Source organism: Trinickia caryophylli (genome assembly GCF_034424545.1).
GTDB lineage: Bacteria > Pseudomonadota > Gammaproteobacteria > Burkholderiales > Burkholderiaceae > Trinickia > Trinickia caryophylli.
The window spans coordinates 1,387,414-1,413,715 of sequence record NZ_CP139971.1 but is presented as its reverse complement, the minus strand read 5'-3'; the positions used below and the strand labels follow the sequence as shown (position 1 = coordinate 1,413,715).

Here is a 26,302-nt window from a genome sequence, read left to right as displayed (position 1 = left end):
ACCCCGATGAAATATTTCCCGCTGGTCTGGGCGATGCTGTGGCGCAAGAAGACGCGCACGACACTGACGCTTTTTTCGATCGTGATTGCGTTCCTGCTCTTTGGCATGCTGCAGGGAATCAACGCCGCGTTTCAGGAGACGATCGAGCGTTCGAACGTGAACCGGCTGATCGTTGCGAACCGTATTTCGCTGACGGAAAGCCTGCCGTATTCGTATCTTTCGCAGCTCGAGTCGATCAAGGGCGTGGCGGCGGTCTCGCACGAATCGTGGTTCGGCCCGTACTATCAGGACCCCAAAAACGTGATCGCCGCTTTTCCGGTCGAGCCTGAGCGCGAGTTTGCGGCGCATCCCGAGATCGTGGTGCCCAAAGCGCAGATCGACGCACTGGCCCATACGCGCACGGGCGCGATCATTGGCGTGGGGCTCGCGCAGAAATACGGATGGAAAATAGGCGATCGCATTCCGTTGCACTCGACAATCTGGGTCAAGGCGGCAGACGGCAATTCCGATTGGGATTTCGATGTCGTGGGCCTTTACGAGGAACCGTCGAATCGTGCCCGGGAAGACGGGTTCTTCTTCAACTACAAGTATTTCGACGAGGCCCGCAGCTTCGCCAAGGGCACCGTGGGGTGGTATGTCGTGCAGCTGAAAGACCCGGGCGAGTCCGCGCAGATCGCAGCGGAAATCGACCGCATGTTCGCGAATTCGCCCAACGAAACGAAAACGCAAACGGAAAAGGAGTTTCAGCAGGCGTTCCTGAAGCAGATTGCCGATATCAACCTGATCGTCACGTACATCCTCTTCGCGGTATTCTTCGCGCTGTTGTTCGCGGTGGGCAGTACGGCGATGCAAGCCGTGCGCGAGCAGATTCCCGAACTGGCCGTGCTCAAGACGCTTGGGTTCACCGATACGCAGGTGCTCGTGCTGGTGCTGTGCCAGGCGCTCGCGCTATGCGTGGTCGCGGCTCTCGTTGGGCTCGGCATCGCCGATCTGCTGTTCCCGCTCTTGAGGAACACGCTCGGCGTGGTCACGATGCCGTGGAGCGTCGTGATAGAGGGTGTGCTGATGGCGGCGGTGCTGGCGGCCACCACGGGCATCGTGCCGGCCTGGCGCGCCAAGCGCCTTGTCATCGTGGAGGCGTTGCGCTCATGATCAAGCAAATCGTCGCCGTCACGTTGATGAACCTGCGCAGCGTGCCGCAGCGGCTCGGCACGGCCTGGGTGATCGTGATCGGGATCGCCGTGACGGTCGCGGTCATGGTGTCGGTGCTGGCAATGGCCGAAGGCTTCACGAAAACGTTGAAGGGCACGGCGCGCCTCGATCGCGCAATCGTGTTGCGCTCGGGCTCCGAAGCCGAGCTTGCAAGCACCATTTCGCGCGAGAACACGCAGACGATCATGGACGCGCCGGGCGTGCGCAAGGATGCCGCGGGGAGGCCCATCGGTTCTGCCGAGGTCGTCGTGATCGTGGCGCTGCCGCAAAAGAAGGACGGCGTCGACGCGAACGTGACGCTGCGCGGCATCGGTGCCAATGCCAGAGCGCTGCGGCCGGAGATGCGATTGATCGAAGGTCGGATGTTCAAGCCCGCATTGCGCGAAATCGTCGTCGGGAAGTCTGCGGTGGCCCAGTTCAAGGGGCTCGAGCTCGGCAGCCGCATCGCATTTCGCGATTCCGAGTGGACCGTCGTCGGCATATTCGAAAGCGGCGGCGATGCGCACGAATCGGAACTGCAAGGCGATGTGGAGAAGGTGCTGTCGGCGTACCGGCGCAATCTCTTTCAATCGGTATCGGTGATGCTCGAATCGCCGGCCGCGTTCGATCGGTTCAAGGCCGCATTGACGACCGATCCCACGCTGAAAGTGGGCGTCGAACGCGAAACCGAGTATTACGCGGCCCAATCGCGCAACCTCTCGAAGCTGCTCAATCTGCTGGCGTATTTCGTCGGCGGGATCATGGCGCTGGGTGCCTGCTTCGGGGCGCTCAATACGATGTATACGGCCGTTTCCACGCGTACGCGCGAGATCGCGACGTTGCGCGCGATCGGGTTCAGCGGCTTGCCGATCGTCGTGTCGGTGCTCGTCGAATCGCTTTTGCTCGCGCTGGTTGGCAGTGCGATCGGGTCAGTGGCGGCGTGGGTGTTTTTCGACGGGAATACGGTCAATACGCTCGGCGCGGGATTCAGCCAGGTCGTGTTTCACCTGACCGTCACGGCTTCGCTGCTCGTCTCGGGTGTCTTCGTCGCCTGTGCAGTGGGGATGCTCGGCGGCTTGCTGCCGGCGATACGCGCAGCGCGACTGCCGATCGCCACGGCGTTGCGGGCGAATTGAGTTTCGCTCCCGCCGGAAAACGCGAGCCTTTAGAATGGCGATGGTCCAGGCATGGGCGCGGCGGATTGCCGCTCGCGCTCCCTTTCCACCGCTTCCTTTCCCCCGCTTCCCCGTACACAAGCCAAACCGAGAACTGCCATGAGCATTTCCAGCGCTCCTACCTTGCCCCCCTTTCATCTGGCTTTCCCCGTTCACAGCATCGACGCCGCGCGCCGTTTCTACGGCGAGCTGCTCGGCTGCCCCGAAGGTCGCAGTGCTCCGGATTGGGTCGATTTCAATTTCTACGGCCATCAGATCGTCGCACACCTCGCACCCGAGGAAGCGGGCCATCGGCGTACGAGCGCCGTGGATGGCGACTCGGTGCCGGTCCGTCATTTCGGCGTCGTGCTCGGGATGAAGGAATGGGAGGACATGGCGAAGCGCCTCACTGAAGCCGGCATCGAATTCATTATCGAGCCGCATGTCCGCTTCAAGGGCCAAGTGGGCGAGCAGGCCACGATGTTCTTCCTCGATCCATCGGGTAACGCACTCGAATTGAAAGCGTTTGCCGACATGTCCCGGCTTTTTGCAAAATAACGGCACGGGCGGCCGCTGACGGCCGTTCTCCATTCCTCGATTCCCTGATTCCCTGGTGGAGCGCATTGCATGTGGCAACAAAGCGAGCGGTACCCCGATCCCCGCGTTCAGATTCTCGACCCCTCGTTCGAGCGGTTCTGTTTGCCGCATGCCGCCGTCGAGCGAATCGCCACGGGCTTTCGCTGGTGTGAAGGCCCCGTGTGGTTCGGTGATGGCCGTTATCTGCTTTGGAGCGACATTCCCAACAACCGGATCATGAAGTGGGAAGAAGAGACCGGTGCGGTGAGCGTTTTCAGGAAGCCCTCGAACTTCGCAAACGGTCACACGCGCGACCGGCAAGGCCGGCTCGTGTCCTGCGAGCACGGTGGGCGGCGCGTCGCGCGTACCGAGTACGACGGCACGCAGACGGTCCTGCTCGACGGCTTCGACGGCAAGCCGCTCAATTCGCCGAACGACGTCGTGGTGAAATCGGACGGCTCGGTCTGGTTCACTGATCCGACCTTCGGCATTCTTGGCCACTACGAAGGCCATCAGGCCGAGCCCGAGTTGCCGCAAAACGTCTACCGCATCGATGGCGGCACGGGCGAGGCGACGATCGTGGCTGGCGACGTGGCCGGGCCCAACGGGCTTTGCTTTTCACCCGACGAGCGCCTGCTTTACCTCATCGAATCGCGCGGCAAGCCCACGCGAAAGATCTTCGTCTACGATGTGAGCGCCGATGGGAAAACGATCGCAAACGGCCGCGTTTTCCTCGATGCGGGCGAAGGGACGATCGACGGCATGCGTTGCGATATTCACGGCAATCTCTGGTGCGGTTGGGGCATGGGCAGCGATGAACTCGATGGCGTCATGGTGGTTTCGCCACAAGGCAAGCTGATCGGGCGGATCGCGCTGCCGGAGCGCTGCGCGAATCTGTGCTTCGGCGGGCTCAAGCGCAATCGTCTTTTCATGGCGGCATGCCAGTCGGTGTACGCGCTCTACGTCAATACGCAGGGCGTCGCGGGCGGTTGAGCGCAGGGCCGTGCATGGCGGGCGCTCCGTCCGTGCGGCTCGCCATCCGGTGAACCGTCATCTGCCCGATCCCTCGTCGGCGGCCGCGAGCCACGCCCGCAGCGTTTCGGCCACGCTCCACGCCTGCGCAATGCACCCGCGCGGATGATGGGGCGGTTCGGCATCGAAGATTTCGCTGATCGACCCGATGCCGGCCTCGCGCAAGTGCCCGGCCATCGGCTCCAGCCACTCGCGCGCCTGTGCCCGGTCGCCGCCCGTTTTCAGCCATGCATCGACGAACGGCCCGAAAAGCCAGGGCCAGACGGTGCCCTGGTGATAGGCGGCATCGCGTGCGCGCAGGTCGCCGATGTATTGCAGTCGATATCCCGGTTCCCCACGCGCAAGCGTACGCAGCCCGAAGGGCGTCAGCAGTTCGCGCCGCACGCAGTCGACCACCTGCCGCCAACGCGCGGGCGCCAGGACCGGATGATCGAGCGAGATCGCGAGCAACTGGTTCGGGCGCAGGCTCGCATCGTTGCCGCCCTCTTCGGCGTCCACCACGTCGAAGAGGCAGCCGCGCGATTCATTCCAGAAGCGCCGGTTGAAGCTCTCTTTCGCGCGCTGCGCAGCGCGCTCGTACGATGCGCCGTTCGTGCCGAAGCGGGTGGCCCAATGTGCCGTCAACGCAAGCGCGTTGTGCCAGAGGCCCTGGATTTCGACGGGTTTGCCGCGCCGCGGCGTGACAACCCAATCGCCGACCTTCGCATCCATCCACGTCAACTGATATCCGGGTGCGCCCGCGTGCAGCAAGCCATCGCCTTCGTCCATGCCGATGCCGAAGTCGGTCCCGCGCAGATGATGGGCGACGATGTCCTCGAGCACGGGGAAGAGTTCGTGCACGAGCGATTCGTCGCCAGTCGCTGTTTCATAGCGAGCCAGCGCGTGGAAAAACCACAGCGTTGCGTCGGCGGTGTGATAAAGCGCTTCGCGTTCGCCTTCGGGAAAAAGATTCGGTATCAGTCCATTGCGCACATAGCGCGAGAACGTCTTCAGAATATAGGCCGCTTCGGGTTGGCGCCCGGTGCAGAGCGTCAGTCCTTCGAGGCCGATCATCGTGTCGCGCCCCCAGTCGCCGAACCAGTGATATCCCGCAATCACGGTTCGCGCTTCGCTGCCCGTCGCGTGCGCGGCCGCCGTATCCCGCACGCGCGCCGCGGGTGCGACGATGAACTGGTCGGCGGCTGCCACGAGCGCGGCGGCGAACCCTTCCTGGGCCGCGGGAGGTGCCTTTTCGACGAGCCTGTCGATGCGTATCCGTTCGTCGTCGAACGCTGCTTGTGCGTGATGACGGAGCACAGCTGGGTCATCGGTGGTTGCGATGAACGAAGCGGATTCGCCGGCCGCCAGCGCGAGTTCGAGATGGCCGGGGCTGTAGAGCGTTTCCCGCGCATCGTAGCCGCGTGCCCGCTCGATCCGATAGACAACGTCTTCCTCGAAGCGTTCGTCGATGACGAACGGCGCGCGGCCCGGGCTGCTCGTAAAGTGGACCACGCACGCCTCGCCGTCGGCGTGCAGCGTCAGTACGCCGTTTCTCGCGCTCAGCGAATAGGATCTGCGTCGCTCGCAGGGCAGCGGCGTGTCCTGTCGTCGAAACGACGCATACGGGCGCAAGCGCAGCGAGAGCGACGGGCCGCCCAAGTGCCGATAGCGAACGAGCACGGTGTTTTGCCCCTCCGGCATGACGATCGATTGCTCGAGGCGCGATTGCCCGATTCGATAACGCCAGGTCGGCGTTTGCCGGTCTACGCTGAAATGCTCGAGGTACCGCGGCGCATCGCCGACTAAGCGGCCATCGGCGTATTCGGCGCCGCCCAGCAGCACGCAACCGTGTTCGCCCCGTACTTCTGTATCGAAGCGCGACAGCATCACGTGGCGCCCCTTCGGCGACGCAAGGTTCGCAACGAGCAGCCCGTGGTAATGGCGCGCGTTGACGCCCGCTATCGTCCCTGATGCGTAGCCACCGATACCGTTCGTGTCGAGCCATTCGCGCTCGAAGAGGGGCGTGGGGTCGTCACCGGCGTGCCATTCGATTTCAATGGGTTCCAGATTCAAAAAAGGGGCCCTCCCTGGCGGCATTCATCGGTGTTGCAGCAAGGATCGTGCGCCGTTTTCAGCGCGTGCAACGCGAGCTGTCCGCTTTGGGACTTGTCGCCAGTTCTACCCATTCCTGCCGAAGGGTGCCGAAAAAAAACAAAAAAAATCGGAAGGTTGGCGGTGAATTTGCGTCGTATGCAAGCTTTCGCCCCCGCGGTTTTCCGAAGGAGTTTTTGTGCCTTTTCGTACGAGTAACGTTATGGCGAGGCGATTTTCCAATCGTTCCAATGACCACGGAGAAAGTCATGACGTCCGTCAGCGTGGTAATTCCCACACGCAATCGTCCCGAGAAACTGCAGCGCTGCCTGGATGCGCTATCGGCCGCGCGTGGCCGGATTCCCTTCGACGTGTTCGTTTGCGACTCCACCCCCGATCGCGAACTGCAGAAGAAAGTCGTCGACGTTTGTGCGCGCTATCCCTTCGTCAAGCTGCGCTTTCATGAAGGAAAGAATGTGGCGGCGGCCCGTAATTTCTGTGCTCGGGCGGCCGATACCGATCTCATCGTCAACGTGGATGACGACATTTGCGTCGAGCCTCACGCCATCGAGCGGCTTTTCGATACCTACGAGGCACAATCGGGCGGCTATCGCGTGGTGGCGGGCAGTGTCTGCTGGGGCGACGCGTGGAGCAGTCCTGTCGTCATGCGTGCGATCGGCTATGGTCGGGCAGCCAAGCCGGGCGAATCGCCCGATTTCCTGATCGGCGCGTTCTTCATCTATGCCCGCCGGCTGGCGTTGGCGAAGCCCTGGAACGAAGGGATCCGCACTTCCGACGATCGTTTCATGGGGGCGCTGTGGCGCAGCAGCGGCGTCAAGCTGCTGTGGGAGCCGGGCGCGCGCGCCGTGCACGACCATGAGCACGTGAGCTACGGCGTGGAGCACCAGAGTTCGCACATCTACGTCAATCTGTTCGACGCGATGATCGCCAACCCGCGTCCGCTGCGGGTGCTCTCGTACGAATTCCTCGGCTTCGTATGGGGCGCGAAGAAAGCCGTGTTCTCGGGCCCGCACCTGTTCAAGTTCCTCTCGGCCTGGGGCAAGGGGCATAGCGCACTGATGCGCGACTATCGCTACCTGAGCCGCCTTGTGGCGGCTCGACTGCCCGAGCCCTGAAGTGCCCGCCCGGGCGCGGCGGCCGGCCGAACGATGCCGGTCTCGGTCCCACCCCGGATCGCTTGCGCCGGCGGTAGCCGCTACCGCCCGTGGCGGTGCGCTACAGTCCTTTCGACGTGCTGTCCGGCGTGGAGGCGCGCAGCGGCTCGGGCACGGCCGTACGCGCACTGTTCTCGGTTTGCCCGCGCACGGCCAGGTTATGCGTGATGACGTCATCGCGCAAAATGGCGCACATTACGACGAATAATCCGAGCGCAACGGCCAGAAGGGCGCAATATCCAGCGGTTTTCATGGACGTAATCCCCGACGTTCGACGATCTTTTGCACAACGAGCGCTGTGAAAGATATAGCCGAAGTGTGCGGCGGATGCAATCGTCAGATCGGGGTCGGGGCCAACTACCGGGCCAACTACCGGGCCAACTACCGCAGTTGCGTCGCGGCCAGCAGCAGCACCATGCTGCCCGTGGCACCGTCGAGGAGCCGCCAGGCGGTTGCCTTGCGAAATAGGGGCGCGAGCAGCCGTGCGCCGTAGCCGAGGCCCAGGAACCAGATCAGGCTTGCGAACATCGCACCGAGTGCGAAGGCGACGCGCGCCCCTTGCGGCTCGCGAGCGCCAGCCGTGCCTACCAGCAGCATGGCGTCGAGGTACACGTGCGGATTAAGCCAGGTGAAGGCGAGCGTCATCAGCATGACGGACCATGCGCTTTGGCCGGAGGCGGCACCATCGTGGTTGACGTCCATGACGGCATGGCCGGGCCGCAACGCGCGCCGCAGGGCGCCGATCCCGTACCACGCGAGATAGGCGAGCCCCGCATAAAGGACGAATTGGACGAAGGTGGGGTACTGCCTGGCCAGCGCCGAGGCACCGCCCACCCCGGCGCCGATGAGCACGAAATCCGAGACGATGCAAAGCAGCACGATCTTGCCGACGTGCGAGCGCAGGATACCCTGGCGCAACACGTAGGCGTTTTGCGCGCCAATGGTGACGATGAGCGAGGCGCATAGCAGGGCGCCGTGCGAGAAAGCGGTCCAATTCATGATGGAGGGCAGGCCGGAGACAGTGGACTTCAAACGAGAACAGGCGTAGTCTGCCGCCCAGCGGGCAGGTAAGAACACCTAATTTTCTTAAACTCGATTAAGCACTGCTAATGCTCGACTATTCCCTGCTCGATGCCCTGGCGGCCGTGGTGCGGCTCGGATCGTTCGATCGCGCGGCGCAGGAGCTCAACGTCACGCCGTCCGCCGTCTCGCAGCGCGTGAAGTTGCTCGAGGAGCGAATCGGCAGCATTCTCGTGAAGCGCGGGCAGCCGTGTACCGCGACGCCATCGGGCGCGCTGCTGTGTCGCCACACGGAGCGCGTGCGCCTGCTCGAGGCCGAACTCTCGGGCCGCATGCCGCTCATGCCGGGCGGGGGGGCGCTTGCCCATGCTTGGCCTACGCTACGCGTCGCCGTCAACGACGACAGCGTCGGCACCTGGTTCATCGATGCGGTGGCGGCGTACTGTGTCGAACGGCAAATATTGCTCGATCTCGTCATCGACGATCAGGACCATACGGCGCAGCGCATCCGCGATGGCAGCGTGCAGGGCGCCGTGACTACGCAGGCGGACCCGGTGCAAGGGTGCCGGTCGACGCGGCTGGGAACGATGCGCTATCTGGCCATTTGCTCACCGGCGTTCTTTGCGCGGCATTTTGCGGCGGGCGTGACGCGCGACACACTGCGGTGCGCACCGTGTGTCGTCTTCAACGCGAAGGACGCACTGCAGTCGCGCTTCATCCGGCGCATCACCCGGGCCGTGGTCGATCCGCCCGTGCACTGGGTGCCGCACGTCGGGGGGTTCCTTCGCGCGTGTATGACGGGCCTTGGATGGGGCATGTGCCCGACGCACATGATCGGCGCCGCGCTCGAGCAGGGGCAACTGGTGGAGTTGCAGCCCGGCCGGCATCTCGATGTCGACCTGTACTGGCAGAGCTGGCGTCTTTCCATCGGGCTGCTCGACGAGTTCGGCGCGGTGCTCAAGCTGCAAGCCGCGGCGTTGCTCGATTGAACGTGCGTATCGGCGGACCGACAGATGGAGCGTACGTCGAGGCGTTCGTGTATCTATGTCGCGATTTCAAGCGCCGCCGTCTTGTACCGCGGCATAGCCAAGCCGGTAGGACAGGTTGTTCGTTGCCTGGCGCAAGGTCAGCGCGAGTTCGCCATCCCAACGCGTATCGAAGCTGCCTGTTGGACCAACGAGCGTAATGGCGAGTGCGATAGTGCCGTTGAACAGGAAGACGGGCGCGGCGATGGCGTTTACGCCCGGCAAAGGATTGCCGATCGTTCGCGTCATGCCTTCTTCGCGAATTTGCTCGTAGTCCTTGAAAAGCTGAAGTTTGTCCGCGGACTTGAGATGGGCGGCCCCACTCAGTCTGATTCCTTCGTCGTCCAGTGCTTTTCGTACGAGCGATTCGGGCAGGTACGCGCCGAACAGTCGCCCCGTAGCCGTATTGACCAGCGACATGATCGTTCCGACGCGCAGCGTGAGATGCAGCGGATAGGGCGGATCTTCCTGGCGGACGACTACGGGGCCGTTCGGTCCCCACGTAGTCACGAAGACACTCTGCCCAGTCTTCGACGCCAGTGAGAGGACTTCGGCCTCCGCTTCGCGCAACGGGTTGAGTCGTTGCAGACCGTACAGACCCAGTCGTAAAGCGAGCGCACCCGGCGCATAGGCGCCGGACGGTTCGACGCGCTGTACCAACTGCAGCTTGACGAGGCTCACGAGGTAAGGAAAGACCTTCGCGGGTGACATGCCCGTGACTTTCGCGATTTCCTTGAGCGTCATGGCGGCGGCCGAGTGAGTGAGCGCACGCAGAACTTCGCTGCCTACCTCGACGGATTGAATGCCTTTTTGCGCTTTTTCGGTGCTTTCGGTATCCATGGGTTGTTTCTCGATCAGGCATCTAGCCACTTGACCCGGGCTCGGCTCGCGGCAGCAGCGAAAGCCAGTAAAATCAGCGAATCAAACCAGCACGAGCGGCAGAGGACTGCATGGTAACGAAGCGGCCGGCAAAAGAACAGGCGCCTGAAGTTCAAGCCACGAAGGCTCGCAAGGAGCAGCGGGGTATCCTGAGTATGGAGGTTGGCGGGCGGTTCCTCCAGCATCTTGCGGATGCAGGCGAGCCTGTGACGCTCGCGGAGCTCAGCACGCTGAGCGGCGTTCCTGCCAATCAGGTCTTCACCTACATGGTGAGCCTGCTGCGCACCGGACTGGTCAAGCGGGATTCCGTCACTTTGCGGTTTGAGCCCGGGCCTCTATCGCTGCGCCTGGGGTTGCACGCGTTGCAGAGAATACCTGCCGTGCGTAACGCGATGCAGCCCTGTGCCGACTTGGCAGCTCGTCTCGGTCAAAGCGTACTGTTGGCGGCGTGGGCCGATCGCGGGCCCACCGTTCTCCAAAGCATCGAGCCCGCGGCGTCATTGCATGCGGGCATCCATGTCGGCACGGTAATGTCGCTATCGCATTCGACCACCGGCCGCGTTTTTGCCGCCTATAAGCGGGTTCCGGCTCTTGCAACGCTGATCGGAGCAGATATCGGTTCGCAGACCCCGGCCGGCGAGCACCTGACGTTCGAGCAGTTCGAGCCCGTTCTCGCCGATATCCGCAAGCGGGGCCTGGCTCGCGGCGAAGGGCTGCCGATTCCGGGGATCAATAGTTTCAGCGCGCCCGTCTTCGACGCCAACGGCGAGATCGTCCTGGTTCTGACGATCTTCGGAGTCGCGGGCGCGTTCGACGTTTCCTGGAAAGGCGAACTGGCCACGAGCTTGCTCGAAACCACCAGGTCCTTGACCGAACGAAATGCCGGCTCGGCGGCATCCGCGCAGTAGCGCATTTCTCGGTTCACGGCATGCACGGGCATCGCGACGCATTACCTGAGTAGCCGGCGTCAATCCGCGCCGTTGCGGGTACGTTCGATCAGTGCCATCGCGGCTGCTGGATTGAGCACTTTATAGCCGCCGATTACATAGAGGTAGACATCGCGCTGCACGTTTTTCGAGCTGAGCGCGGGAGCGATCGTCGGCATGTTTTCAGGTGCGCCACCGTCTGCCCATTGCCTCGCCCGCGTCGACCAATCCGTCAACGCTTGCTCCGAATACCCGAGCGCCTCGGTCTCGACCGTGCCCATGATGCGAACATAGACGAAGGGCGCAGTGACGTCGGCGATCTGGGGGTGGTCGCTGTCGCCGGCCACGACGATCGCGACGCCATGCTCGCGAGCGAGCGAAACGAACTCGGGATGGCGGAAGCTTTCGTGCCGTACTTCGACGGCATGCCGCATGATGTGGCCGCCCACGCGTTTCGGTAGCAATCGCAAGAACCCGTCGAAGTCTTCCGCATCGAACCGCTTGGTCGGCGCGAACTGCCAGTTGATCGGGCCGAGCTTGTTCTTCAATGCGAGCACGCCACTCGAGAAGAAGTGCTCGACGGAATCTCCAGCTTCCGCCAGCACACGGCGATGCGTGGCGAAGCGAGGCGCCTTCAGCGCGAAGACGAAATCGTCAGGCGTCTCGTCGTGCCACTTCTCGAAGCTCGTCGCGCGTTGCGTGCCGTAGAAGGTACCGTTGATTTCGATCGAATTCAGCGCCCGGCTCGCGTATTCGAGTTCGCGTTTTTGCGTGAGGCCCTCGGGATAGAAGCGCCCCCGCCACGGCTCGTAGGTCCAGCCGCCGATACCGATGCGGATATCGGGCGCGGTATGGCGTGTCGACTTGGGCTTCATGATCGGCTCCTTTCGGCAAATGCGAGACGGCGCGCCGCACCCCGGCCCCGGTCCCGGCCCGGCAAGCCGCCGGGCTCGGGCGAGTTCGAGTTCAGTCGGTACCCAGCGCCTCGGCGCGTGCGACCGTACCGACATTGGCGAAACGACGGTGTGAATGCGACAGTCTACGCATCCATGGCAGCAACGTCATGGAGAGTAGCGCACACGCGCCGGCGATCCAGCCCAACTCGGCAAACAGCCCCGTATAGAGCGGCAAGGACTGCGCCGCGCTCAGGTTGTTCGAGGGCAACTGCGCGAGATTCGCGACCACACTGCCGAGGTACTGCGAAATGCCGGTGGCGACGAAATAGGCGCCCATCATGAAGCCGCTCATGCGCGCGGGCGTATAGCGCGCGATCATGGCCAGACCCAGCCCGCTCACGAGCAATTCCCCGAGTGCATTCAGCGCGTATCCGGCGATCATGAACCATGACGACACGCGCCCGTCGATTGCGTATCGGCTGCTCGCGGCATAGACGAAGAATCCGGCCGCAACGGCCACGAACCCCAGCGTGAATTTCGCGGCGATGCCGATATCGCTGCCTCTTTGCGCAAGCCGCGTGTAAGCGGATGCGAGCAGGGGGCTGAGCAGCATGATGAAAATGGGATTGAGCGCCTGGAATTGAGCGGGACTCCAGGTGAAAAGAGTCAGGCCGGCGAGCGTCAGCACGGGATCGACGTTGCGCAAGGCAAACAGCGTGAGCGAGGTCGACATCTGCTGATAGAAAACGAAGAAGAGAATCGTCTGTACCATCAGTACGAAGGCGGCGACGAGCCCCGCGCGTTCGTTGTGCTCGCAACGTGTCAGCATGACACCGCAGATCGCGACGACCGCGAGCGCCGCGGCATAGACGCACGCGACCGCGAGCGTTTCGTGCTGCAGCACGACCACCGTTGCGGCGGCAAGGGCCACGCTGCCCACGGCGATGGGCGCGATGCGGCGCAGTTCGACCGGCTGTTCGTCGGCTGCCGAGCCGACATGAGCCAGCGAGCGCGCGCGCACTGCGAAGTTGAGAACGCCGGCTACCATCCCCGCGCAACAGACGGCGAATGCGGCGTGCCATCCCCAGCGGTCCTTGACCCACGGTGTTGCGAGCATCGAGATCGTCGAGCCGACATTGACGGCCATGTAGTAGATCGTGAACGCGCTATCGATACGCGCGTCGTCGCCCTCGTAGATGCGGCGGACGAGATTGCCTGCATTGGCTTTGAAGAGCCCGTTGCCCACCACGATCACGCCAAGCGCCGCATAGAGAAACCCGAGCGAATCGTGAGGGACGGCGAGCGCCGCGTAGCCGCATGACAGGACGCATGCGCCGAGCATCATGGTGCGGCGCGTACCGAGTATGCGGTCGCCGATCCAGCCGCCGACGCAAGGCGCCGCATAGACGAGTGCGGTAAAAGCGCCCCATGTGAGATTGGCGCGCGCGTCGGTGAATCCCGTGCGCTCGATCATGAACAGCACGAGCAACGCTGCCATGCCGTAGTAGCCGAAGCGCTCCCACATCTCTATCAGAAAAACTGTCGTAAAGGAACGGGTCTGCGATTTAGAACTATTCATCGAATACGTCTCCGCTGTGAATGCACGGCCGGCGCACTTCATGGGCGCGCCGAACATTGCATGCGAATCGAATGAGCGCCGTAGCGCGAGCGATGGATCAAGCGCATTGCGACAGCCCAGCGGGGCGAGCCGAAGGCGCCCCGCTGTTGCAATGCCGCCGCGATTCTCTGGATGCCGGCCGCGACCGTCACTGAGGGGTTACACGGAGTAAGGCACCCCTGTTCGGGTAGATAGCTGCACACGAAAGAATCGCTGTGATCTTATCCCGCTTCGCGCGTCGACGGCGCTTGTTATTTAGTAATCCTTACTAATTTTCGCAGGGTTGCCCGCAATGGTTGGATCTTGGTTCGGTTGCGGTTTGGCCGGATTCGATCGCATGCAGGGCCGCTGCGAGCCGCGAAACAAACGAGAACGAGAACGAAATGGAGAGAGACAAATCACTGACCGTCCGCGCGGCAACGTTCATCGCCTGCGCAGGGCTATCGTGCGTGTGCGTGACGGCGGGCGCGGAACAGGCCGCTGAAACCGTGGCCAACGTGGACGTCATCGAAGCGGCGCCCGCCGACCTCGCCGTGCAATCGAGTCAGGCCAGGAGCAGGGGACTCTTCGCGGACGGCCACTTCGGCATCGAGCTGCGCAGCTACACGGACTATCTGCATAACGCGGGCACGCGTGCACGGCGGGCGTGGGTTGGCAGCACGCAGGCCCGATACGAATCCGGCTTTTCGACAGGCCTGATCGGATCAGGCTTCGACGCGGCGCTATTCGGCGCACTGAAGTTCGACGGCGGAATGGGAGCAGGCAATATGGTCCACGTCGACAAGAACGGCGGCGGGGCGAACCGGCTCGCGTGGGGCTACCCCGGTACCTACGATGTCAAGGCTCGCATCTCGGAGACGGTGGCGAAGTTCGGCCTGCACGCGGTATCGAATCCGTTCCTCGAGCCGCACGACAACCGCGCGTTGCCGCCGACCTTTCTAGGCGTCTCGCTCGCGAGCCGCGAGTGGCGCAACGTTACCTTGCAGGCTGGCAGCTTCACGAAGGTCAATGCGCGCGGGCATACGAGTCTTTCGTCGCTGAGCACGAGTTATGGCGGCGTGAATTTCGATCGGCTGAGCTATCTTGGCGGCGTGTGGGACTACTCGTCGAATGGGTCCGCGGCGCTATTCGCCGACGAAGCGGAGGACGTCTGGCGTCAGTACTATGCATCGGTACAGCAGAGCATCGGCCGCACGGAATCGGTAAAGCTGACCGGCTTCGCGAATCTGTATGCGACGCGCGATACGGGCACGGCGCGCCAGGGGCCGATCGATACGAAAACCTTCAGCGTCGCACTGACGGCGCAGCACGGCCCGCATGCATTGCTTCTCGGGTACCAGAGGGTGCTCGGCGACGAGTTTTTCGATTACGTGAACGAAACGGCGGGCGACTATCTCGCCAACTCGATGGATGTCGATTACAACGCGCCGCATGAGCAGTCGCTGCAACTGCGCTACATGTTCGACGGAAAATACGCGAACCTGCCGGGATTTTCAGCCATGCTCTGGGCGCAGCAGGGGTGGGGCGCCGACGGTTCGGCGGTTGCGCGCGATCCGGGACGCGCCGGTACGGCGGCGGGTACGCTTTATCTGCGCAACGGCCAACCCGTGCACGGACGCCACCATGAGTTCGGCGTCGTTCAGTCCTACATGGTGCAAGGCGGCCGCTTCAAGCACTTGAAATTCCAGCTGAGCGCGATGTGGCACGTGGGGTCCACCTATTATCCGGATCCGACCGGTCAAGTCTACCGGCTCGTGATGACGCTGCCGATCAGCGTGTTCTAGACCCGGCGGAACGATTTTTCGACGGCAAAAAAAAATCGCGGCGGGTTTCGCTACCCGCCGCGATGGGATGGTGACGCCGTGGCGCCGGTATGGCTATCGCGCGTGTTGCTCGCCAGGAAGTTCGGCGCCGTGCGCGCGGATGGCGGCAATCAATTCCGCCGCGGTGATTTCATAGCGCAGCTCCCGGTGGATACCGGGCTTGCGCTCGTCCACTTCGATCAGAAGAATGCTCTTGCCGTCTTCTGTTGTCTCCAGTCGCAATGAGCGTACTTCGCGTCCGCTCGCCTCGTCGATTTCGGTGAGCAGGGTCATAGCCCCGGAAGAACGGGTGGTGCGCATCGAATGTGTCCTCGAGTCGTAGGTGAAGCGATTGTACGGGCTGATCGTACGGGCCGACAGGTGCTCACGTCTGTCGGCCGGCGCGCACAGCGCACCGCCGCCGCCATGCTTGCCTGGCGGCTCGCTTTCTCGCCCATCTCATGCGAAGAGTTTAACGCGAACTCGAGAATCGTCAGCGCCTTTTTAAGGTGCCCGAACAGACAAGGTGAGGCTGCGGGCCGCGCCGTGGAACGCGCGGCCGCCCGCCGAGACCTCTGGCAATTCAGGCCGCCGAGGCAGCCTGAACGTTCGCCAGCCGTTCGTTTTCGACCAGCGCGAGCGCCATTTCCCAGGCGTCGCGCGCCACATCGACGCGGCCGCTCAACTGACGGGCGAGCGTGGCGCCGTCAAGCAGCAGCGCGCAGCGCTGTGCGAGCCGTATGGCTACCGGAGTATCGAAGCAATCTTCGAGGATGTGCTCGAGCAGGCTCACCAAGGCGCGTCGCTGCGCGGCGGAGGCGGCGAGAATCTCGTTCTCCTCGGCGTGGAATTCCGCGGCCGCGTGGATGGACATGCTGCCCATGAACGGGTCCGTGCGAAACCATGTGTCGTGCCACATGAATACCGCGTGGAGCTTGTCGATCGGCTCCGAATGGACGGCCACAGCCGCCGCGATGCCCGCCGTCAGCGCGGCGCCCTGCTCGTTCAGCACCTCGACGACGAGCCGCACCTTCGACGGAAAGTGCTTATACATCGTCATTTTCGCTACGCGCGATTCAGCGATGATGCGATCGATCCCGACTGCGTGAAAGCCGAACCGCGAGAATAGCCGCGTGGCGGTCTCGATCAGCGCTTTCTTTTTCTCACTCATTTTTGGCCCGCTTAATATATGTTGAAAGTTGTGCGTTCCGATGGCGAAACGCGTCCGCCGAGCCAATTTTTTCGGGGAAAACGTTTTTTTCCCAAAAATAGTTCTACGGCAGCCGACCCCGATCGGACGGTACGGCACCTCTCAATGCCATCTCTGATCGCAGTGATGTAATTCAAATATAAGCGCGCCGCAAAATCAAGTGCCTTGCTTTAATAATCGAGTCATGAGCCCGATTTATTTGCGCCTCGGCCGATGCGGATTGCATTGGCGGCCGCCTGGCCGCCGCGGGAAATGCGCGGCATGCTACGCTTGGACACTATTTGGGCAGCTTGGCGGATTTCATTTTTTGCGGACGAGCAATGGCGACCCTTTACGACACGCTCGGGGTGCACGAGGATGCGACGGGCGAAGAGATCAAACGAGCGTATCGGAAAGCGGCGATGCGCTCGCACCCCGATCGCAACGTCGGGCGCGAGGCGCAGGCGCGTGCGGCGTTTCAGCAAGTGAAAGAGGCCTATGCGATCCTCTCGGACCCGGAGCAGCGGCGCGTCTACGACGCGGTGTTCGCCGAGGAAATGCGGCGGTTGGCGCAACACCGCGAGGAGGCGCGTTTGCGCGAGGAGCAGGCGTTGGCACAGCGCGAGGCGGAGTATGCCGCGCTCGTGAGGACGGCGATGCGCTTCGCGGAACGTGGGCGCAATCGCGACGTGGTGTTCGGTGTGTTGCTCGGGCGCGGTTGCGAGGAAGCGCTGGCCGCTCGCATTGCCGATGGCGTCAGCGCGCTCTTCGACGAGCGCGTGGCCGGTGAGGCCGGCGCGCAAGCCGACGAGCAAGCCGACGAGCAAGAGGCCGCCGCGCGCGCGCCAGCGCAGGGTGCGCCGGCAGTGCGCAAGGGCGGCGGGCCCGACGGCGCGAAGCGCGGCGCCGCACGCTGCCCGGCGGCGGATTCGGCCGATGACTCAATGGCTTCCGATCACGCCGAGGAGCCGGTTACCGGCGCGCAGCAGTATTCCCATGCGAACTTTTTTCGCACCGTCTGGCATGGCATGTTCGGCTTGCGATCGTGAAGGATCGCCGCATGCGGCGAGGCAGCGAGGCGCACCTCGCTCGCGTACGGGTTCGAATACGGCATCGTGGTTGGATATCGCGCGTTAGGAGGGGCGTGCGTTAGGCGTGCATGAGCGAGCGGCGCGCCCAATCGGTGTTAAATGCGCCGGGTGCGACCGCCGTCACGGCGATGCCGGGGCTTTCGATTTCTTTCGCCAGACTTTCGGAAATGCCTTCCAAAGCGAACCCGCTGCCGTGATAGGCACTGAGCCGAATACGTTGACCTCGAATCGCTTGCGCCATTGCTCGAGCGTCGATTCTTCGAGAATTGCCTCGTATTCATAGCCGGCATTGTTGGCCAGAACGTCGACGGGCGACTTTGGCTTCGACGTCCGCTACGGCGTCGTATGCGCGAGGGCGGATCAGCTTGCCCACGGCGTCGGCCCCAGCTTCAACAATTCGAACTCGCCACGCGCCGCATCGTCGCGCAAGGTTCCGACAACGCGGTGGCCCTCGGCGAACGCCGCTTGCGGGAGTGCGTGGCCGACGTCCGAACTCATGCCTGTAATGAAGCGCAACCTGCCGTGCATATTTGACATGGCCAGCCTCCTGTCGAGTCGTCTGTTGCGGCGCTCGCAGTCGGTGATCCAGCATCTGGATGTCGGTGTCGGTGTCGGTGTCGGTGTCGGTGTCGGTGTCGGTGTCGGTGTCGATGCCGGCCGGCACCGGGTTCACCTCGCCAAGCGCCCATCGCGATGCTCGTTGTAATGGAATGCTTATCAAAAAGGGGCGATGGAGCTTGCGCGCTTTTGACCTGTTCAATCGACCGGTCGCTTAGGACGACGTCTCGTGTGCGATGGCCGGGCCCCCGAATCGCGTTGCAATCGTGCAATTCGTTGTGCCGGCGTACCGTGGTGCAATAACAAGACGCCGCGGCCGTGGCATACTCCGGCCATTCGAAAAAGAACGAATGGAGCTCATTCGATGAAACACATGGTGGTCTGTTGCGTTCGGAACGGTATGGCCGGCCGGCTGGTTTGCGCAGCTGTACTCTCGGCTTTGCTGGCCGGCTGCGGCAGCAGCGCTCCGCTCTTCACACGCGACGGCCGTCCGACTATACAGGTGCAATGCCCAGCGCAAGGGCCTTGGAACGCGTGCACGGAAAATGCACGCGGCATCTGCTCGGGTGATATCGACATCATCCAGCAATCGACCGATAGCGGTGCGCATAACGTGCTTTTCGCTTGCCGCAGCAAATGACATTGCACTTTTTGGCGCACCGCCGGTCCCAGCAGTAACAATTGGCAATTCAACGGAGGCAATCTTTTATGGCGACGTACAGGCAACTCACCGAACAGCTTGCGAAAGTCCAGGCGCAGATGGCGGCGGCCCGTGAGAAGGAAATGTCGGCCACCATCGAGCAAATCAAGGCGCAGATAGCGGAATACGGCATTACCGCCGAGGAGCTCGGGTTCACGGGCAAACGGACGGCTCGCAAGGCAAGCTCCGGAGGATTGCCGCCAAAGTACATGGATCCGAAGACCGGAAAGACCTGGAGTGGCCGCGGGCGCGCCCCGGCGTGGCTCGGCAAGCGCCGCGAGCGGTTCCTGATCCAGCAGTAAGGGTAGCGCGCAAGGCGGCGAGCCGCCCCGAACGAGCCTTGCATAGGGCGCATTTCGTTCGGGGCGGCTTTTCGTTTAGCATCACTGCCATATCATGAAAACGTAGGATGGAATATGGCTTTGATCGCACGGAACCTCCTTGGCGTGCTGGCGTTGCTCGCCATTGCGTTTGTTTTTTCCACCAACCGGCGCGCCATTCGCCTACGCACCGTTTTATCCGCGCTCGTCGCCCAGATCGGTATTGGCGCTTTCATCCTTTTCGTTCCGTTCGGCAAGGCCATGCTTGCCGGCATGGCTGCGGGCGTCAACCGCGTGCTCGATTATGGCAATGCCGGCATAGAGTTCCTTTTCGGCGGTCTCGTGCAATCGAAAATGTTCGAGATATTCGGCTCGGGCGGTTTCGTCTTCGCCGCGCGCGTGTTGCCAGCCATCATTTTCGTGACCGCCCTGATCTCGGTGCTGTATTACCTGGGCGTCATGCGTTGGATCGTGCTCGTGCTCGGCACGCTCTTTCAACGATTGCTCGGCGTCTCGAAGCTCGAATCGTTTTCCGCCGTCACGACTATTTTTCTCGGTCAAAGCGAGATGCCCGCGGTCGTCAAGCCCTTTGCACGCGACATGACCGGCGCGGAACTCTTCGCCGTGATGTCGAGCGGCATGGCCGCCGTGGCCGGCTCGGTGCTCGCCGGCTATGCGGGCCTGGGCGTGCGCGTCGAATATCTGCTCGCGGCGTCGTTCATGGCGGTGCCGGGTGGGCTGCTTTTCGCCAAGATCATTCATCCCACTACGGAGGCCAGCCGCGTTCAGCTCGCGCATCTGCATTTCGACGAGCGTCGCCCCGCGAATCTGATCGAGGCCGCAAGCTCGGGCGCGACGGTCGGCCTGAAAATCGCCGTCATGGTCGGTGCGATGCTGATTGCGTTCGTCGGGCTCATTGCGCTCGCGAACGGCATCGTCGGCGGGATCGGCACGTGGTTCGGGCACCCCGGCCTTTCGCTGCAATCAGTGCTCGGCATCGTCTTCGCGCCGCTCGCCTACCTCATAGGCGTGCCATGGAACGAGGCCGTGCTGGCCGGCAACTTTCTCGGCCAGAAACTTATTCTGAACGAGTTCGTGGCCTATGCTTCGCTATCGCCGTACCTGAAAGATCCCGCGAGTGTGGCGGCGGCCGGCCTGCAGGTGCTCGATGCGCGCACGCTCGCGATTCTTTCGTTCGCGCTTTGCGGGTTCGCCAATTTTGCTTCGATCGCCGTGCTGACCGGCGGCTTCAGTGCCGTCGCGCCGGAGCGGCGTGCGGAGGTGGCACGCTACGGCGTGCGAGTCGTGCTCGCCGCCACGCTGTCGAACTTGATGAGCGCGACGATCGCGGGCATGTTCGTCACTATTCGCTGAGGAAAACCGGCATGGACAAGGAAGCACTGCTCTCGCGCGCGTCGGCGGCGCGCGAACGCGCCTATGCGCCCTATTCGAAATTCAAGGTCGGGGCTGCGCTGCTTACGCGCGACGGCAAGGTGTTCGACGGGTGCAACGTCGAGAATGCGTCGTATGGGCTTTGCAATTGTGCGGAACGTACGGCATTTTTCAGCGCCGTTGCAGCCGGTTATCGGCGCGGCGATTTTGCCGCGCTCGCCGTGATCGGCGACACCGATGGGCCGATCGCGCCGTGTGGCGCCTGCCGTCAGGTCATCATCGAACTCGGCGGCCCCGATCTCGAGGTCCGCCTCGGCAATTTGAAAGGGACCTGGCGCGATACGACCGCACGCGAACAACTGCCGGATGCGTTCTACCTATGAATCAGCACAAGGTCATCTACGATACGGACCCCGGCGTCGACGATGCCATGGCGTTCGTATTCCAGGCGCTCGATCCCGAGATCGAATTGCTCGGCGTGACGAGCGTATTCGGCAATGCGGCAATCGATGTGACAACGCGCAATGCGCTGTATCTGGCGGCGCGCTTCGCGCCGGCAGTGCCGGTTGCGCGCGGGGCCGCCGCGCCGCTCTCGGGATCGGCGCCGGTTCCGCTGCCGGCCATCCACGGCGAGGACGGGCTCGGCAATACGCGGCTGGCCGTGTCGGCCGCGGCGAATGCAGATCCGCGCGCCGCATCGAGGTTCATCGTCGATACCGTCCGTGAGTATCCCGGCGAAGTGACGCTACTCGCCGTCGGTCCGCTCACGAATCTCGCACTCGCGCTCGACGAAGGTCCCGACATCGCGAGGCTCGTGAAGCGCGTCGTCGTAATGGGCGGCGCATTCGGATTTGGCGGCATCGGCGGCAATGTTTCGCCTGCCGCGGAAGCCAACATGTTCGCCGATCCGCTCGCAGCCGATATCGTGTTCGGTGCCGACTGGCCCATCGCGATCGTCGGGCTCGACGTGACGCAACGCGTCATCATGACCACGCAGTACCTGGAGAGCCTGGGCGAGCGTGGCGGCGAAGCGGGCCGTTTCGTTCGAGACATTTCGCTGCACTACGAAGCTTTCCACTTCAACAGCGAAAGCCTGCGCGGCATCTACGTGCACGACGCGTCGGCCGCGATTTACGTCGTGGCGCCGGAGTACTTTACGACGCGCAGCGGCCCCGTTCGCGTCCTGACCGACGGCATCGCAGCCGGTCATACGATCCAGAAGCCGGGAGGCATGCCCGCGCCGGCACCAGCATGGGACCATCGCCCCGCATGCGGCGTATGCGTTGGCGTGGACGCCGACGCGGTGCTCGCGCGCTACGAGCGCACGATTTGCGGAGTGCGCTGAGGCGCGCATCGAATACCCCCCAACGAGCGAAACGGCAGGCGACGTACGTCGTCCGCCGTCGATCCCGAATACTCTCACCTTTGAAGCCCTCTGCCGCCTTATACGGGCGGGCGCTCGAGTCGTCTTCCCGAAAACGCTCACCTTTGCCGCGCGTGGCGGGCCGATAGCGCGTGCGTCGTCGGCACCTCGTGTCGCTCGAGGCACGAATAGTCGCAGCTATCAGACCGCTTAGGTTGTGGATGCCTCGCGAGCCCCATAGAGTGGCCTGCGTCGACAGATCCGAAGGCCGGCCGAATGCAACGCAACCATCGAAGGAGACGACGATCATGAGGCGTTTAGCATCGGCCCTGTGCGGCGGATTGATTTCGCTCGCATCGGCATTGTTTTCATTGCATTCACATGCGGCTGTTTTTCAAATGGCATACACGTCCGCCGATATCGCCACGGGCGCCTCGGATACAGTGGCCGCCGGGCCGGCCCCCATGCCGCGCAAGCCGTCGCAACTACCGCTGTCGCCGGAGGAATGGCGGTACGACCTTGCGCCATCGGAACGGCTGCGACCGGACTTGATTCCGCATTCGACGCCCCGGGAATGGCGCGATCACATCATGTCCTCGGTGAGCGCGGCGGCGGACTGCCCTTCGATCGATGCGCTCGGGCGATATCACGGCGCCACGCTCGCGGCCCGTATCGCCGAGCTTTCGGACCCGACTTGCACGTACGCGTTGTTTCCGCTCGCCCACGCACAGGCGGGGCACATTTTCAGCGCTGAAAACATCGGCGCGGTGAGCACGCGGTTCGTAGCGGAGGCGGCGGCCTACCGTCCCGGCAACCGTGCGCTGCTCAGCCTCGCGCTCTTTCTCCGAGCCGCTTACTTCGCGGAGGGCGAAGGGCGGCTTGCGGCGATCTCGCCCGAGGTACGGGCCACCTTGCGGCCCGCGCTCATGGCGCTGTTGAACGGCAGCATGCTCTTCACGCCCAACCGCGCGGCGCCTGCCACGGCGGGCGAAGTCGTGACGCTCATCGTCAACATGAACGACGAGGCACCCTATCTCGACGTGATGAAGCAATGGGTCGAGCGATTCACGAATCGCGCGGCGGCGCCGAATGTGGCGAAGGCGCTGCGCGATCCGACCATCGGCTATGGTTTCACAGCGATCCTGAAAGTCTTTTATTTCTCGCATTACCGCGCGGACGCACTGGCGCGCGTCGAATCCGATCCGTCGTTCGCAATGACCCTTTATGCCTTCGTGAAGGCAAACAAGCAAAGCCTCGCGGGCGATAAGCAGGCCGGCTATCAACTGCAGCAGGCGGCGAACGAGGCGTTCCGGTTCGCGATGCATCCGGCGTTGCGGCCGACGGTCGGCACGCTGCTGCAGGACGCACTTGCGAACTCGTCGATGGCGGGAGCGGACCGGCTGGTCTGGCTGGCGGCGGCGCAGGCGATCAAGACCTACGACAATGCCAATTGCAGTGCCTATCGAACCTGCGACTTCGAAAAGGCACTGGCCGACGCACTGCTTTCGAAACGCTATGCCTGCGCGAATGGGGCGATCGTCTTGCGTACCGCCTCACTGAACCCCGGGCAGGCAGGGCAGGCCTGCTCGACGCTGGCCAGGCTCGCGCCTCGCTTTCACACGATGCTCGACACCCGGCGCGTGCCGGTGGCCGACGATTACAACGCCCGGTTGGAGGTGGTCGTCTTTTCCGACAGGACGGAATACCAGACCTATTCGAGTGCGCTTTTCGGCAACGATACGAACAACGGCGGCATGTACCTCGAAGGCGATCCGCGCAGGCCGGACAATCTGCCGCGGTTCATCGCGTTCGTCGCAACGTGGCTGCAGCCGCACTTCGAGATATGGAACCTCGAACATGAGTTCGTGCATTACCTCGATGGGCGGTACGACATGTACGGCGATTTCGACGAATCCTCGCGCATGCCCGCGGTCTGGTACATCGAGGGCCTGGCGGAGTACCTTTCGCGCGGCAACGACAATCCGGAATCGATCGCCGCGGCCAGAACGGGACGCTACAGGCTCAGCGACATCCTTCGCAACACCTATGCGATGGACGACTATGTCAACCGCGCTTACCGCTGGGGTTATATGGCGGTGCGATTCATGTTCGAGCGCCATCCGGAGGTGATGGCGACGATCCTGCCGATGTTCCGCAGTGGCGACTATGTCGACTACTGGGCCTACGTGAAGCGTTTGCCGAAGCAGTTCGATGCGGAGTTCGCCGACTGGGCGCAGACGGCGCAGACGAGCGGCTCGCCAGTCCCGCCATGGCGCGGCAACTGACGGAGGCGAAGCACGTGCGGCGTCGAATCGGCAAGCGCGTATGCGCGCTCACGCCGATGGCTGTGCCGCATGCGTATACATCCATTCGAGCGTTTGCCGAAGCGGGGTATTCGGCGCGTGCCCGATCGCGCGCCGCAGCTTGAGATTGGAGCCGACGAGCCGGTGTACTTCGTTGGCGCGCAAAAAGCGCGGATCGACGAAGACATCGATCCGGTAGCCCGCGATATCCTCGAGCATTCGGAGCACGTCCATGAGCGAATGGGATACGCCCGAGCAGATGTTGAACGTTTCGCCGGCTGGCGCGGCTTCGACAAGCCGCGCATACACCTCCACCACATCGCGCACGTCGGAGAAATCACGGCTGACGTGAAGATTGCCGAGTGAGATCCTGGGCGCCCGGCGCGCATGATGGCCGACGATCTTCGGCAGCAGAAAGTCCTCGCGTTGCCCCACGCCCGTGTAGTTGAACGGGCGCGCGATGCAAATCGGCAGGCGATCCATCCAGAGGCGCGCGGCATGCTCCATTGCGAACTTGCTGACCGCATAATCGTTCGCCGGCTGCGGCACCACATTCTCGTCGATCACTTCGAGCGTTGCGTTGCCGTACACGTTCCCGCTGCTCGCGAGCAACACGCAGCGCGGCCGCTCGTCGAGCGAGGCCAGCGCGGCGAGCAGGTTGCGCGTGCCGACGATGTTGGTCACGTAGGTATCGGTGGGTGTGCCCTGCGTCACATGCGAGGCCGCGGCAAGATGCACGACGACGTCGGGCCGTGCATCGCTCGCGAGCGCGTGCAGGCCGTCGGGATCGAGCAGATCGATCGGCGCCACCTCTCGAGCGGCGATTTGCGGCGCGGCAACGCCAGGACTGACGGCGGCCCAGACGTCGTAGCCGCGTTCGCTCATCGTGGCCGCGAGGTGCCGGCCGGTGAATCCGGCAGCGCCGGTGACGAGCGCGCGAGGCGCGCGCTGCCCGTTGCCCGCCGTCATGCCGCACCAACGCGAGCGAGATCTGCCTCGACCATCATCTTGCAGAGCCCCTCGAGGGTGGTTTGCGGCTGCCAGCCGAGCTTGTCGCGCGCCTTGTCGGCGCAGCCGATCAGCAGATCGACTTCGGCGGGCCGGTAAAAGCGCGGGTTCACCTCGACGAGCACCTTGCCGGTGGCCACGTCGATGCCGCGCTCGTTTTCCGCCTTGCCGCTCCATTCGAGCTGGTAGCCGGCTGCCTCGAACGCCATGCGCACGAAATCGCGTACCGTTTCCGTGCGTTGCGTCGCGAGCACATAAGTGTCCGCTTCGTCGGCCTGGAGCATTCGCCACATGCCGTCGACATATTCGCGCGCGAAGCCCCAGTCCCGCTTTGCGTCGAGATTGCCCAGCTCGAGCTTCTCGAGCTTGCCCGCTTTGATGCGCGCAACCGAATCGGTGATCTTTCTCGTCACGAACTCGATGCCGCGCAGCGGCGATTCGTGATTGAAGAGGATGCCGCAGGCGCCGAAGATGTCGTATGACTCGCGATAGTTGATGGTCGTCCAATGCGCAAAGAGCTTGGCGACGCCGTACGGGCTGCGCGGATAGAACGGCGTGCTCTCCACTTGCGGAATGGCCTGTACCTTGCCGAACATTTCGGAAGTCGACGCCTGATAGTAGCGAATGCTTTTGTCGAGGGTGCGAATCGCCTCGAGGAGGTTCAGCGCGCCGACGCCCGTCACCTCGGCCGTCGTGACGGGCTGATCGAACGACACGCCGACGAAGCTTTGCGCCGCGAGGTTATAGAGTTCGCTCGGCTGCGCCCTCTCGAGCAGGCGCAGTGTGGAGCCGAGGTCGGTCAGGTCGTGCTCGACGAGTGTGAGGTTGGGGTGCTGCTCGATGCCGAGCTCGGCGATGCGCCAGAAATTGACCGAGCTCGTGCGCCGATAGGTGCCGACGACGGCGTAGCCCTTGTCCAACAGCAATTGCGCGAGATAGGCGCCATCCTGTCCCGTGATGCCGGTGACGATGGCTTTGCGTGCAGGCTTCGTCGCGTTCATGGAATTTTCCTTT

Annotated in this window: 26 protein-coding genes and 1 pseudogene; 15 read left to right on the top strand and 12 right to left on the bottom strand. The window is 63.2% G+C overall.

Going from position 1 to position 26,302, the window contains the following annotated elements; genetic code table 11:
• Positions 1-6 precede the first annotated feature (6 nt).
• The 4 genes from U0034_RS25505 to U0034_RS25490 all read left to right on the top strand — a co-directional run bounded on the left by U0034_RS25505 (position 7) and on the right by U0034_RS25490 (position 3,914).
• Positions 7-1,152: an ABC transporter permease gene (locus tag U0034_RS25505; RefSeq protein ID WP_085229336.1), complete on the top strand. Its 1,146-nt coding sequence runs from the start codon at positions 7-9 to the stop codon at positions 1,150-1,152.
• Positions 1,149-2,327 (top strand): ABC transporter permease, encoded by a 1,179-nt coding sequence (locus tag U0034_RS25500; protein WP_085229335.1) that lies wholly within the window; start codon positions 1,149-1,151, stop codon positions 2,325-2,327. The genes U0034_RS25505 and U0034_RS25500 overlap by 4 nt, the downstream gene beginning before the upstream one ends.
• A 138-nt stretch (positions 2,328-2,465) precedes the next feature.
• Complete coding sequence (locus U0034_RS25495; protein WP_085229334.1) at positions 2,466-2,903, top strand: VOC family protein; 438 nt, start codon at positions 2,466-2,468, stop codon at positions 2,901-2,903.
• A 69-nt stretch (positions 2,904-2,972) separates the two neighbouring features.
• Positions 2,973-3,914 carry an SMP-30/gluconolactonase/LRE family protein gene (locus tag U0034_RS25490; protein ID WP_085229333.1) on the top strand — a complete coding sequence of 314 codons (942 nt, stop codon included), beginning with the start codon at positions 2,973-2,975 and terminating at the stop codon, positions 3,912-3,914.
• Positions 3,915-3,971: 57 nt separating this feature from the next.
• Here U0034_RS25490 and U0034_RS25485 read toward each other — a convergent pair whose 3' ends face one another.
• On the bottom strand, positions 3,972-6,005 hold the full coding sequence (locus U0034_RS25485) for an amylo-alpha-1,6-glucosidase (RefSeq protein WP_199187023.1): 2,034 nt from the start codon (positions 6,003-6,005) through the stop codon (positions 3,972-3,974).
• A 287-nt stretch (positions 6,006-6,292) separates the two neighbouring features.
• On the opposite strand from U0034_RS25485, the gene U0034_RS25480 reads away from it, so the two are divergent.
• On the top strand, positions 6,293-7,159 hold the full coding sequence (locus U0034_RS25480; protein WP_158243472.1) for a glycosyltransferase family 2 protein: 867 nt from the start codon (positions 6,293-6,295) through the stop codon (positions 7,157-7,159).
• A gap of 100 nt (positions 7,160-7,259) precedes the next feature.
• Here U0034_RS25480 and U0034_RS25475 read toward each other — a convergent pair whose 3' ends face one another.
• Both U0034_RS25475 and U0034_RS25470 read right to left on the bottom strand, forming a co-directional pair.
• Positions 7,260-7,451, bottom strand: a complete 192-nt coding sequence (locus U0034_RS25475) for a hypothetical protein (protein WP_139831195.1) — start codon at positions 7,449-7,451, stop codon at positions 7,260-7,262.
• Positions 7,452-7,579: 128 nt separating this feature from the next.
• Positions 7,580-8,197 carry a LysE/ArgO family amino acid transporter gene (locus U0034_RS25470; protein WP_085229330.1) on the bottom strand — a complete coding sequence of 206 codons (618 nt, stop codon included), beginning with the start codon at positions 8,195-8,197 and terminating at the stop codon, positions 7,580-7,582.
• Between the two features lie 110 nt (positions 8,198-8,307).
• On the opposite strand from U0034_RS25470, the gene U0034_RS25465 reads away from it, so the two are divergent.
• A complete protein-coding gene (locus U0034_RS25465) occupies positions 8,308-9,207 on the top strand; it encodes a LysR family transcriptional regulator ArgP (RefSeq protein WP_085229329.1) in 900 nt (299 codons plus the stop codon).
• Positions 9,208-9,273: 66 nt separating this feature from the next.
• Here the strand turns inward: U0034_RS25465 and U0034_RS25460 are convergent, their stop codons facing one another.
• Entirely contained in the window at positions 9,274-10,083 is an 810-nt protein-coding gene (locus tag U0034_RS25460; RefSeq protein ID WP_085229328.1) for an IclR family transcriptional regulator, read from the bottom strand.
• Positions 10,084-10,193: 110 nt separating this feature from the next.
• Here U0034_RS25460 and U0034_RS25455 point away from each other — a divergent pair, with 110 nt between their 5' ends.
• A complete protein-coding gene (locus U0034_RS25455) occupies positions 10,194-11,030 on the top strand; it encodes an IclR family transcriptional regulator (RefSeq protein WP_085229327.1) in 837 nt (278 codons plus the stop codon).
• Between the two features lie 59 nt (positions 11,031-11,089).
• Here U0034_RS25455 and U0034_RS25450 read toward each other — a convergent pair whose 3' ends face one another.
• The gene (locus tag U0034_RS25450; protein WP_085229326.1) at positions 11,090-11,923 is read right to left on the bottom strand and encodes a DUF72 domain-containing protein; all 834 of its coding nucleotides are present in this window, start codon (positions 11,921-11,923) and stop codon (positions 11,090-11,092) included.
• 91 nt (positions 11,924-12,014) lie between these two features.
• Positions 12,015-13,523 carry a peptide MFS transporter gene (locus U0034_RS25445; protein WP_085229435.1) on the bottom strand — a complete coding sequence of 503 codons (1,509 nt, stop codon included), beginning with the start codon at positions 13,521-13,523 and terminating at the stop codon, positions 12,015-12,017.
• A gap of 422 nt (positions 13,524-13,945) precedes the next feature.
• Here U0034_RS25445 and U0034_RS25440 point away from each other — a divergent pair, with 422 nt between their 5' ends.
• Positions 13,946-15,346 (top strand): OprD family outer membrane porin, encoded by a 1,401-nt coding sequence (locus U0034_RS25440; RefSeq protein WP_085229434.1) that lies wholly within the window; start codon positions 13,946-13,948, stop codon positions 15,344-15,346.
• A gap of 93 nt (positions 15,347-15,439) precedes the next feature.
• Here the strand turns inward: U0034_RS25440 and U0034_RS25435 are convergent, their stop codons facing one another.
• Together U0034_RS25435 and U0034_RS25430 are read right to left on the bottom strand one after the other, a co-directional pair.
• Positions 15,440-15,685 carry a hypothetical protein gene (locus U0034_RS25435; RefSeq protein ID WP_085229325.1) on the bottom strand — a complete coding sequence of 82 codons (246 nt, stop codon included), beginning with the start codon at positions 15,683-15,685 and terminating at the stop codon, positions 15,440-15,442.
• A 262-nt stretch (positions 15,686-15,947) separates the two neighbouring features.
• A complete protein-coding gene (locus U0034_RS25430; RefSeq protein ID WP_085229324.1) occupies positions 15,948-16,535 on the bottom strand; it encodes a TetR/AcrR family transcriptional regulator in 588 nt (195 codons plus the stop codon).
• A gap of 359 nt (positions 16,536-16,894) precedes the next feature.
• On the opposite strand from U0034_RS25430, the gene U0034_RS25425 reads away from it, so the two are divergent.
• Positions 16,895-17,602, top strand: coding sequence for a J domain-containing protein (locus tag U0034_RS25425; protein ID WP_085229323.1), 708 nt, complete (start codon positions 16,895-16,897; stop codon positions 17,600-17,602).
• Positions 17,603-17,702: 100 nt separating this feature from the next.
• Here U0034_RS25425 and U0034_RS25420 read toward each other — a convergent pair.
• A pseudogene (locus U0034_RS25420) lies at positions 17,703-17,911 on the bottom strand (SDR family NAD(P)-dependent oxidoreductase).
• Positions 17,912-18,004: 93 nt separating this feature from the next.
• Positions 18,005-18,181: a hypothetical protein gene (locus U0034_RS25415; protein WP_158243471.1), complete on the bottom strand. Its 177-nt coding sequence runs from the start codon at positions 18,179-18,181 to the stop codon at positions 18,005-18,007.
• Positions 18,182-18,575: 394 nt separating this feature from the next.
• Between U0034_RS25415 and U0034_RS25410 the strand changes: the two genes are divergently transcribed.
• From U0034_RS25410 to U0034_RS25385, 6 genes are all read left to right on the top strand, one after another.
• Positions 18,576-18,842, top strand: coding sequence for a YgdI/YgdR family lipoprotein (locus U0034_RS25410; RefSeq protein WP_233211829.1), 267 nt, complete (start codon positions 18,576-18,578; stop codon positions 18,840-18,842).
• Positions 18,843-18,910: 68 nt separating this feature from the next.
• Positions 18,911-19,204 (top strand): H-NS histone family protein, encoded by a 294-nt coding sequence (locus tag U0034_RS25405; RefSeq protein ID WP_085229320.1) that lies wholly within the window; start codon positions 18,911-18,913, stop codon positions 19,202-19,204.
• Between the two features lie 114 nt (positions 19,205-19,318).
• Positions 19,319-20,596, top strand: coding sequence for a NupC/NupG family nucleoside CNT transporter (locus U0034_RS25400; RefSeq protein WP_085229319.1), 1,278 nt, complete (start codon positions 19,319-19,321; stop codon positions 20,594-20,596).
• An 11-nt stretch (positions 20,597-20,607) separates the two neighbouring features.
• Positions 20,608-20,997, top strand: a complete 390-nt coding sequence (locus U0034_RS25395) for a cytidine deaminase (protein WP_085229318.1) — start codon at positions 20,608-20,610, stop codon at positions 20,995-20,997.
• Entirely contained in the window at positions 20,994-21,959 is a 966-nt protein-coding gene (locus U0034_RS25390; protein WP_085229317.1) for a nucleoside hydrolase, read from the top strand. The genes U0034_RS25395 and U0034_RS25390 overlap by 4 nt, the downstream gene beginning before the upstream one ends.
• A gap of 188 nt (positions 21,960-22,147) precedes the next feature.
• Positions 22,148-24,262: a collagenase gene (locus U0034_RS25385; RefSeq protein ID WP_327197061.1), complete on the top strand. Its 2,115-nt coding sequence runs from the start codon at positions 22,148-22,150 to the stop codon at positions 24,260-24,262.
• Between the two features lie 48 nt (positions 24,263-24,310).
• On the opposite strand, the gene U0034_RS25380 is transcribed toward U0034_RS25385, so the two are convergent.
• Together U0034_RS25380 and gmd are read right to left on the bottom strand one after the other, a co-directional pair.
• Complete coding sequence (locus U0034_RS25380) at positions 24,311-25,249, bottom strand: GDP-mannose 4,6-dehydratase (RefSeq protein ID WP_085229315.1); 939 nt, start codon at positions 25,247-25,249, stop codon at positions 24,311-24,313.
• The gene (gmd, locus tag U0034_RS25375; RefSeq protein WP_085229314.1) at positions 25,246-26,289 is read right to left on the bottom strand and encodes a GDP-mannose 4,6-dehydratase; all 1,044 of its coding nucleotides are present in this window, start codon (positions 26,287-26,289) and stop codon (positions 25,246-25,248) included. The genes U0034_RS25380 and gmd overlap by 4 nt, the downstream gene beginning before the upstream one ends.
• Between the last annotated feature and the right edge of the window lie 13 nt (positions 26,290-26,302).

Bases quoted from the DNA above. Each gene is read 5' to 3' on its own strand.
- U0034_RS25395 (WP_085229318.1), top strand. From the start codon at position 20,608: ATGGACAAGGAAGCACTGCTCTCGCGCGCGTCGGCGGCGCGCGAACGC.
- U0034_RS25455 (WP_085229327.1), top strand. From the start codon at position 10,194: ATGGTAACGAAGCGGCCGGCAAAAGAACAGGCGCCTGAAGTTCAAGCC.
- U0034_RS25380 (WP_085229315.1), bottom strand. From the start codon at position 25,249: ATGACGGCGGGCAACGGGCAGCGCGCGCCTCGCGCGCTCGTCACCGGC.
- U0034_RS25410 (WP_233211829.1), top strand. From the start codon at position 18,576: ATGGTGGTCTGTTGCGTTCGGAACGGTATGGCCGGCCGGCTGGTTTGC.
- U0034_RS25440 (WP_085229434.1), top strand. From the start codon at position 13,946: ATGGAGAGAGACAAATCACTGACCGTCCGCGCGGCAACGTTCATCGCC.
- U0034_RS25500 (WP_085229335.1), top strand. From the start codon at position 1,149: ATGATCAAGCAAATCGTCGCCGTCACGTTGATGAACCTGCGCAGCGTG.
- U0034_RS25415 (WP_158243471.1), bottom strand. From the start codon at position 18,181: ATGTCAAATATGCACGGCAGGTTGCGCTTCATTACAGGCATGAGTTCG.
- U0034_RS25445 (WP_085229435.1), bottom strand. From the start codon at position 13,523: ATGAATAGTTCTAAATCGCAGACCCGTTCCTTTACGACAGTTTTTCTG.
- U0034_RS25450 (WP_085229326.1), bottom strand. From the start codon at position 11,923: ATGAAGCCCAAGTCGACACGCCATACCGCGCCCGATATCCGCATCGGT.
- U0034_RS25495 (WP_085229334.1), top strand. From the start codon at position 2,466: ATGAGCATTTCCAGCGCTCCTACCTTGCCCCCCTTTCATCTGGCTTTC.
- gmd (WP_085229314.1), bottom strand. From the start codon at position 26,289: ATGAACGCGACGAAGCCTGCACGCAAAGCCATCGTCACCGGCATCACG.
- U0034_RS25400 (WP_085229319.1), top strand. From the start codon at position 19,319: ATGGCTTTGATCGCACGGAACCTCCTTGGCGTGCTGGCGTTGCTCGCC.
- U0034_RS25390 (WP_085229317.1), top strand. From the start codon at position 20,994: ATGAATCAGCACAAGGTCATCTACGATACGGACCCCGGCGTCGACGAT.
- U0034_RS25405 (WP_085229320.1), top strand. From the start codon at position 18,911: ATGGCGACGTACAGGCAACTCACCGAACAGCTTGCGAAAGTCCAGGCG.
- U0034_RS25435 (WP_085229325.1), bottom strand. From the start codon at position 15,685: ATGCGCACCACCCGTTCTTCCGGGGCTATGACCCTGCTCACCGAAATC.
- U0034_RS25465 (WP_085229329.1), top strand. From the start codon at position 8,308: ATGCTCGACTATTCCCTGCTCGATGCCCTGGCGGCCGTGGTGCGGCTC.
- U0034_RS25460 (WP_085229328.1), bottom strand. From the start codon at position 10,083: ATGGATACCGAAAGCACCGAAAAAGCGCAAAAAGGCATTCAATCCGTC.
- U0034_RS25490 (WP_085229333.1), top strand. From the start codon at position 2,973: ATGTGGCAACAAAGCGAGCGGTACCCCGATCCCCGCGTTCAGATTCTC.
- U0034_RS25470 (WP_085229330.1), bottom strand. From the start codon at position 8,197: ATGAATTGGACCGCTTTCTCGCACGGCGCCCTGCTATGCGCCTCGCTC.
- U0034_RS25475 (WP_139831195.1), bottom strand. From the start codon at position 7,451: ATGAAAACCGCTGGATATTGCGCCCTTCTGGCCGTTGCGCTCGGATTA.
- U0034_RS25430 (WP_085229324.1), bottom strand. From the start codon at position 16,535: ATGAGTGAGAAAAAGAAAGCGCTGATCGAGACCGCCACGCGGCTATTC.
- U0034_RS25425 (WP_085229323.1), top strand. From the start codon at position 16,895: ATGGCGACCCTTTACGACACGCTCGGGGTGCACGAGGATGCGACGGGC.
- U0034_RS25480 (WP_158243472.1), top strand. From the start codon at position 6,293: ATGACGTCCGTCAGCGTGGTAATTCCCACACGCAATCGTCCCGAGAAA.
- U0034_RS25505 (WP_085229336.1), top strand. From the start codon at position 7: ATGAAATATTTCCCGCTGGTCTGGGCGATGCTGTGGCGCAAGAAGACG.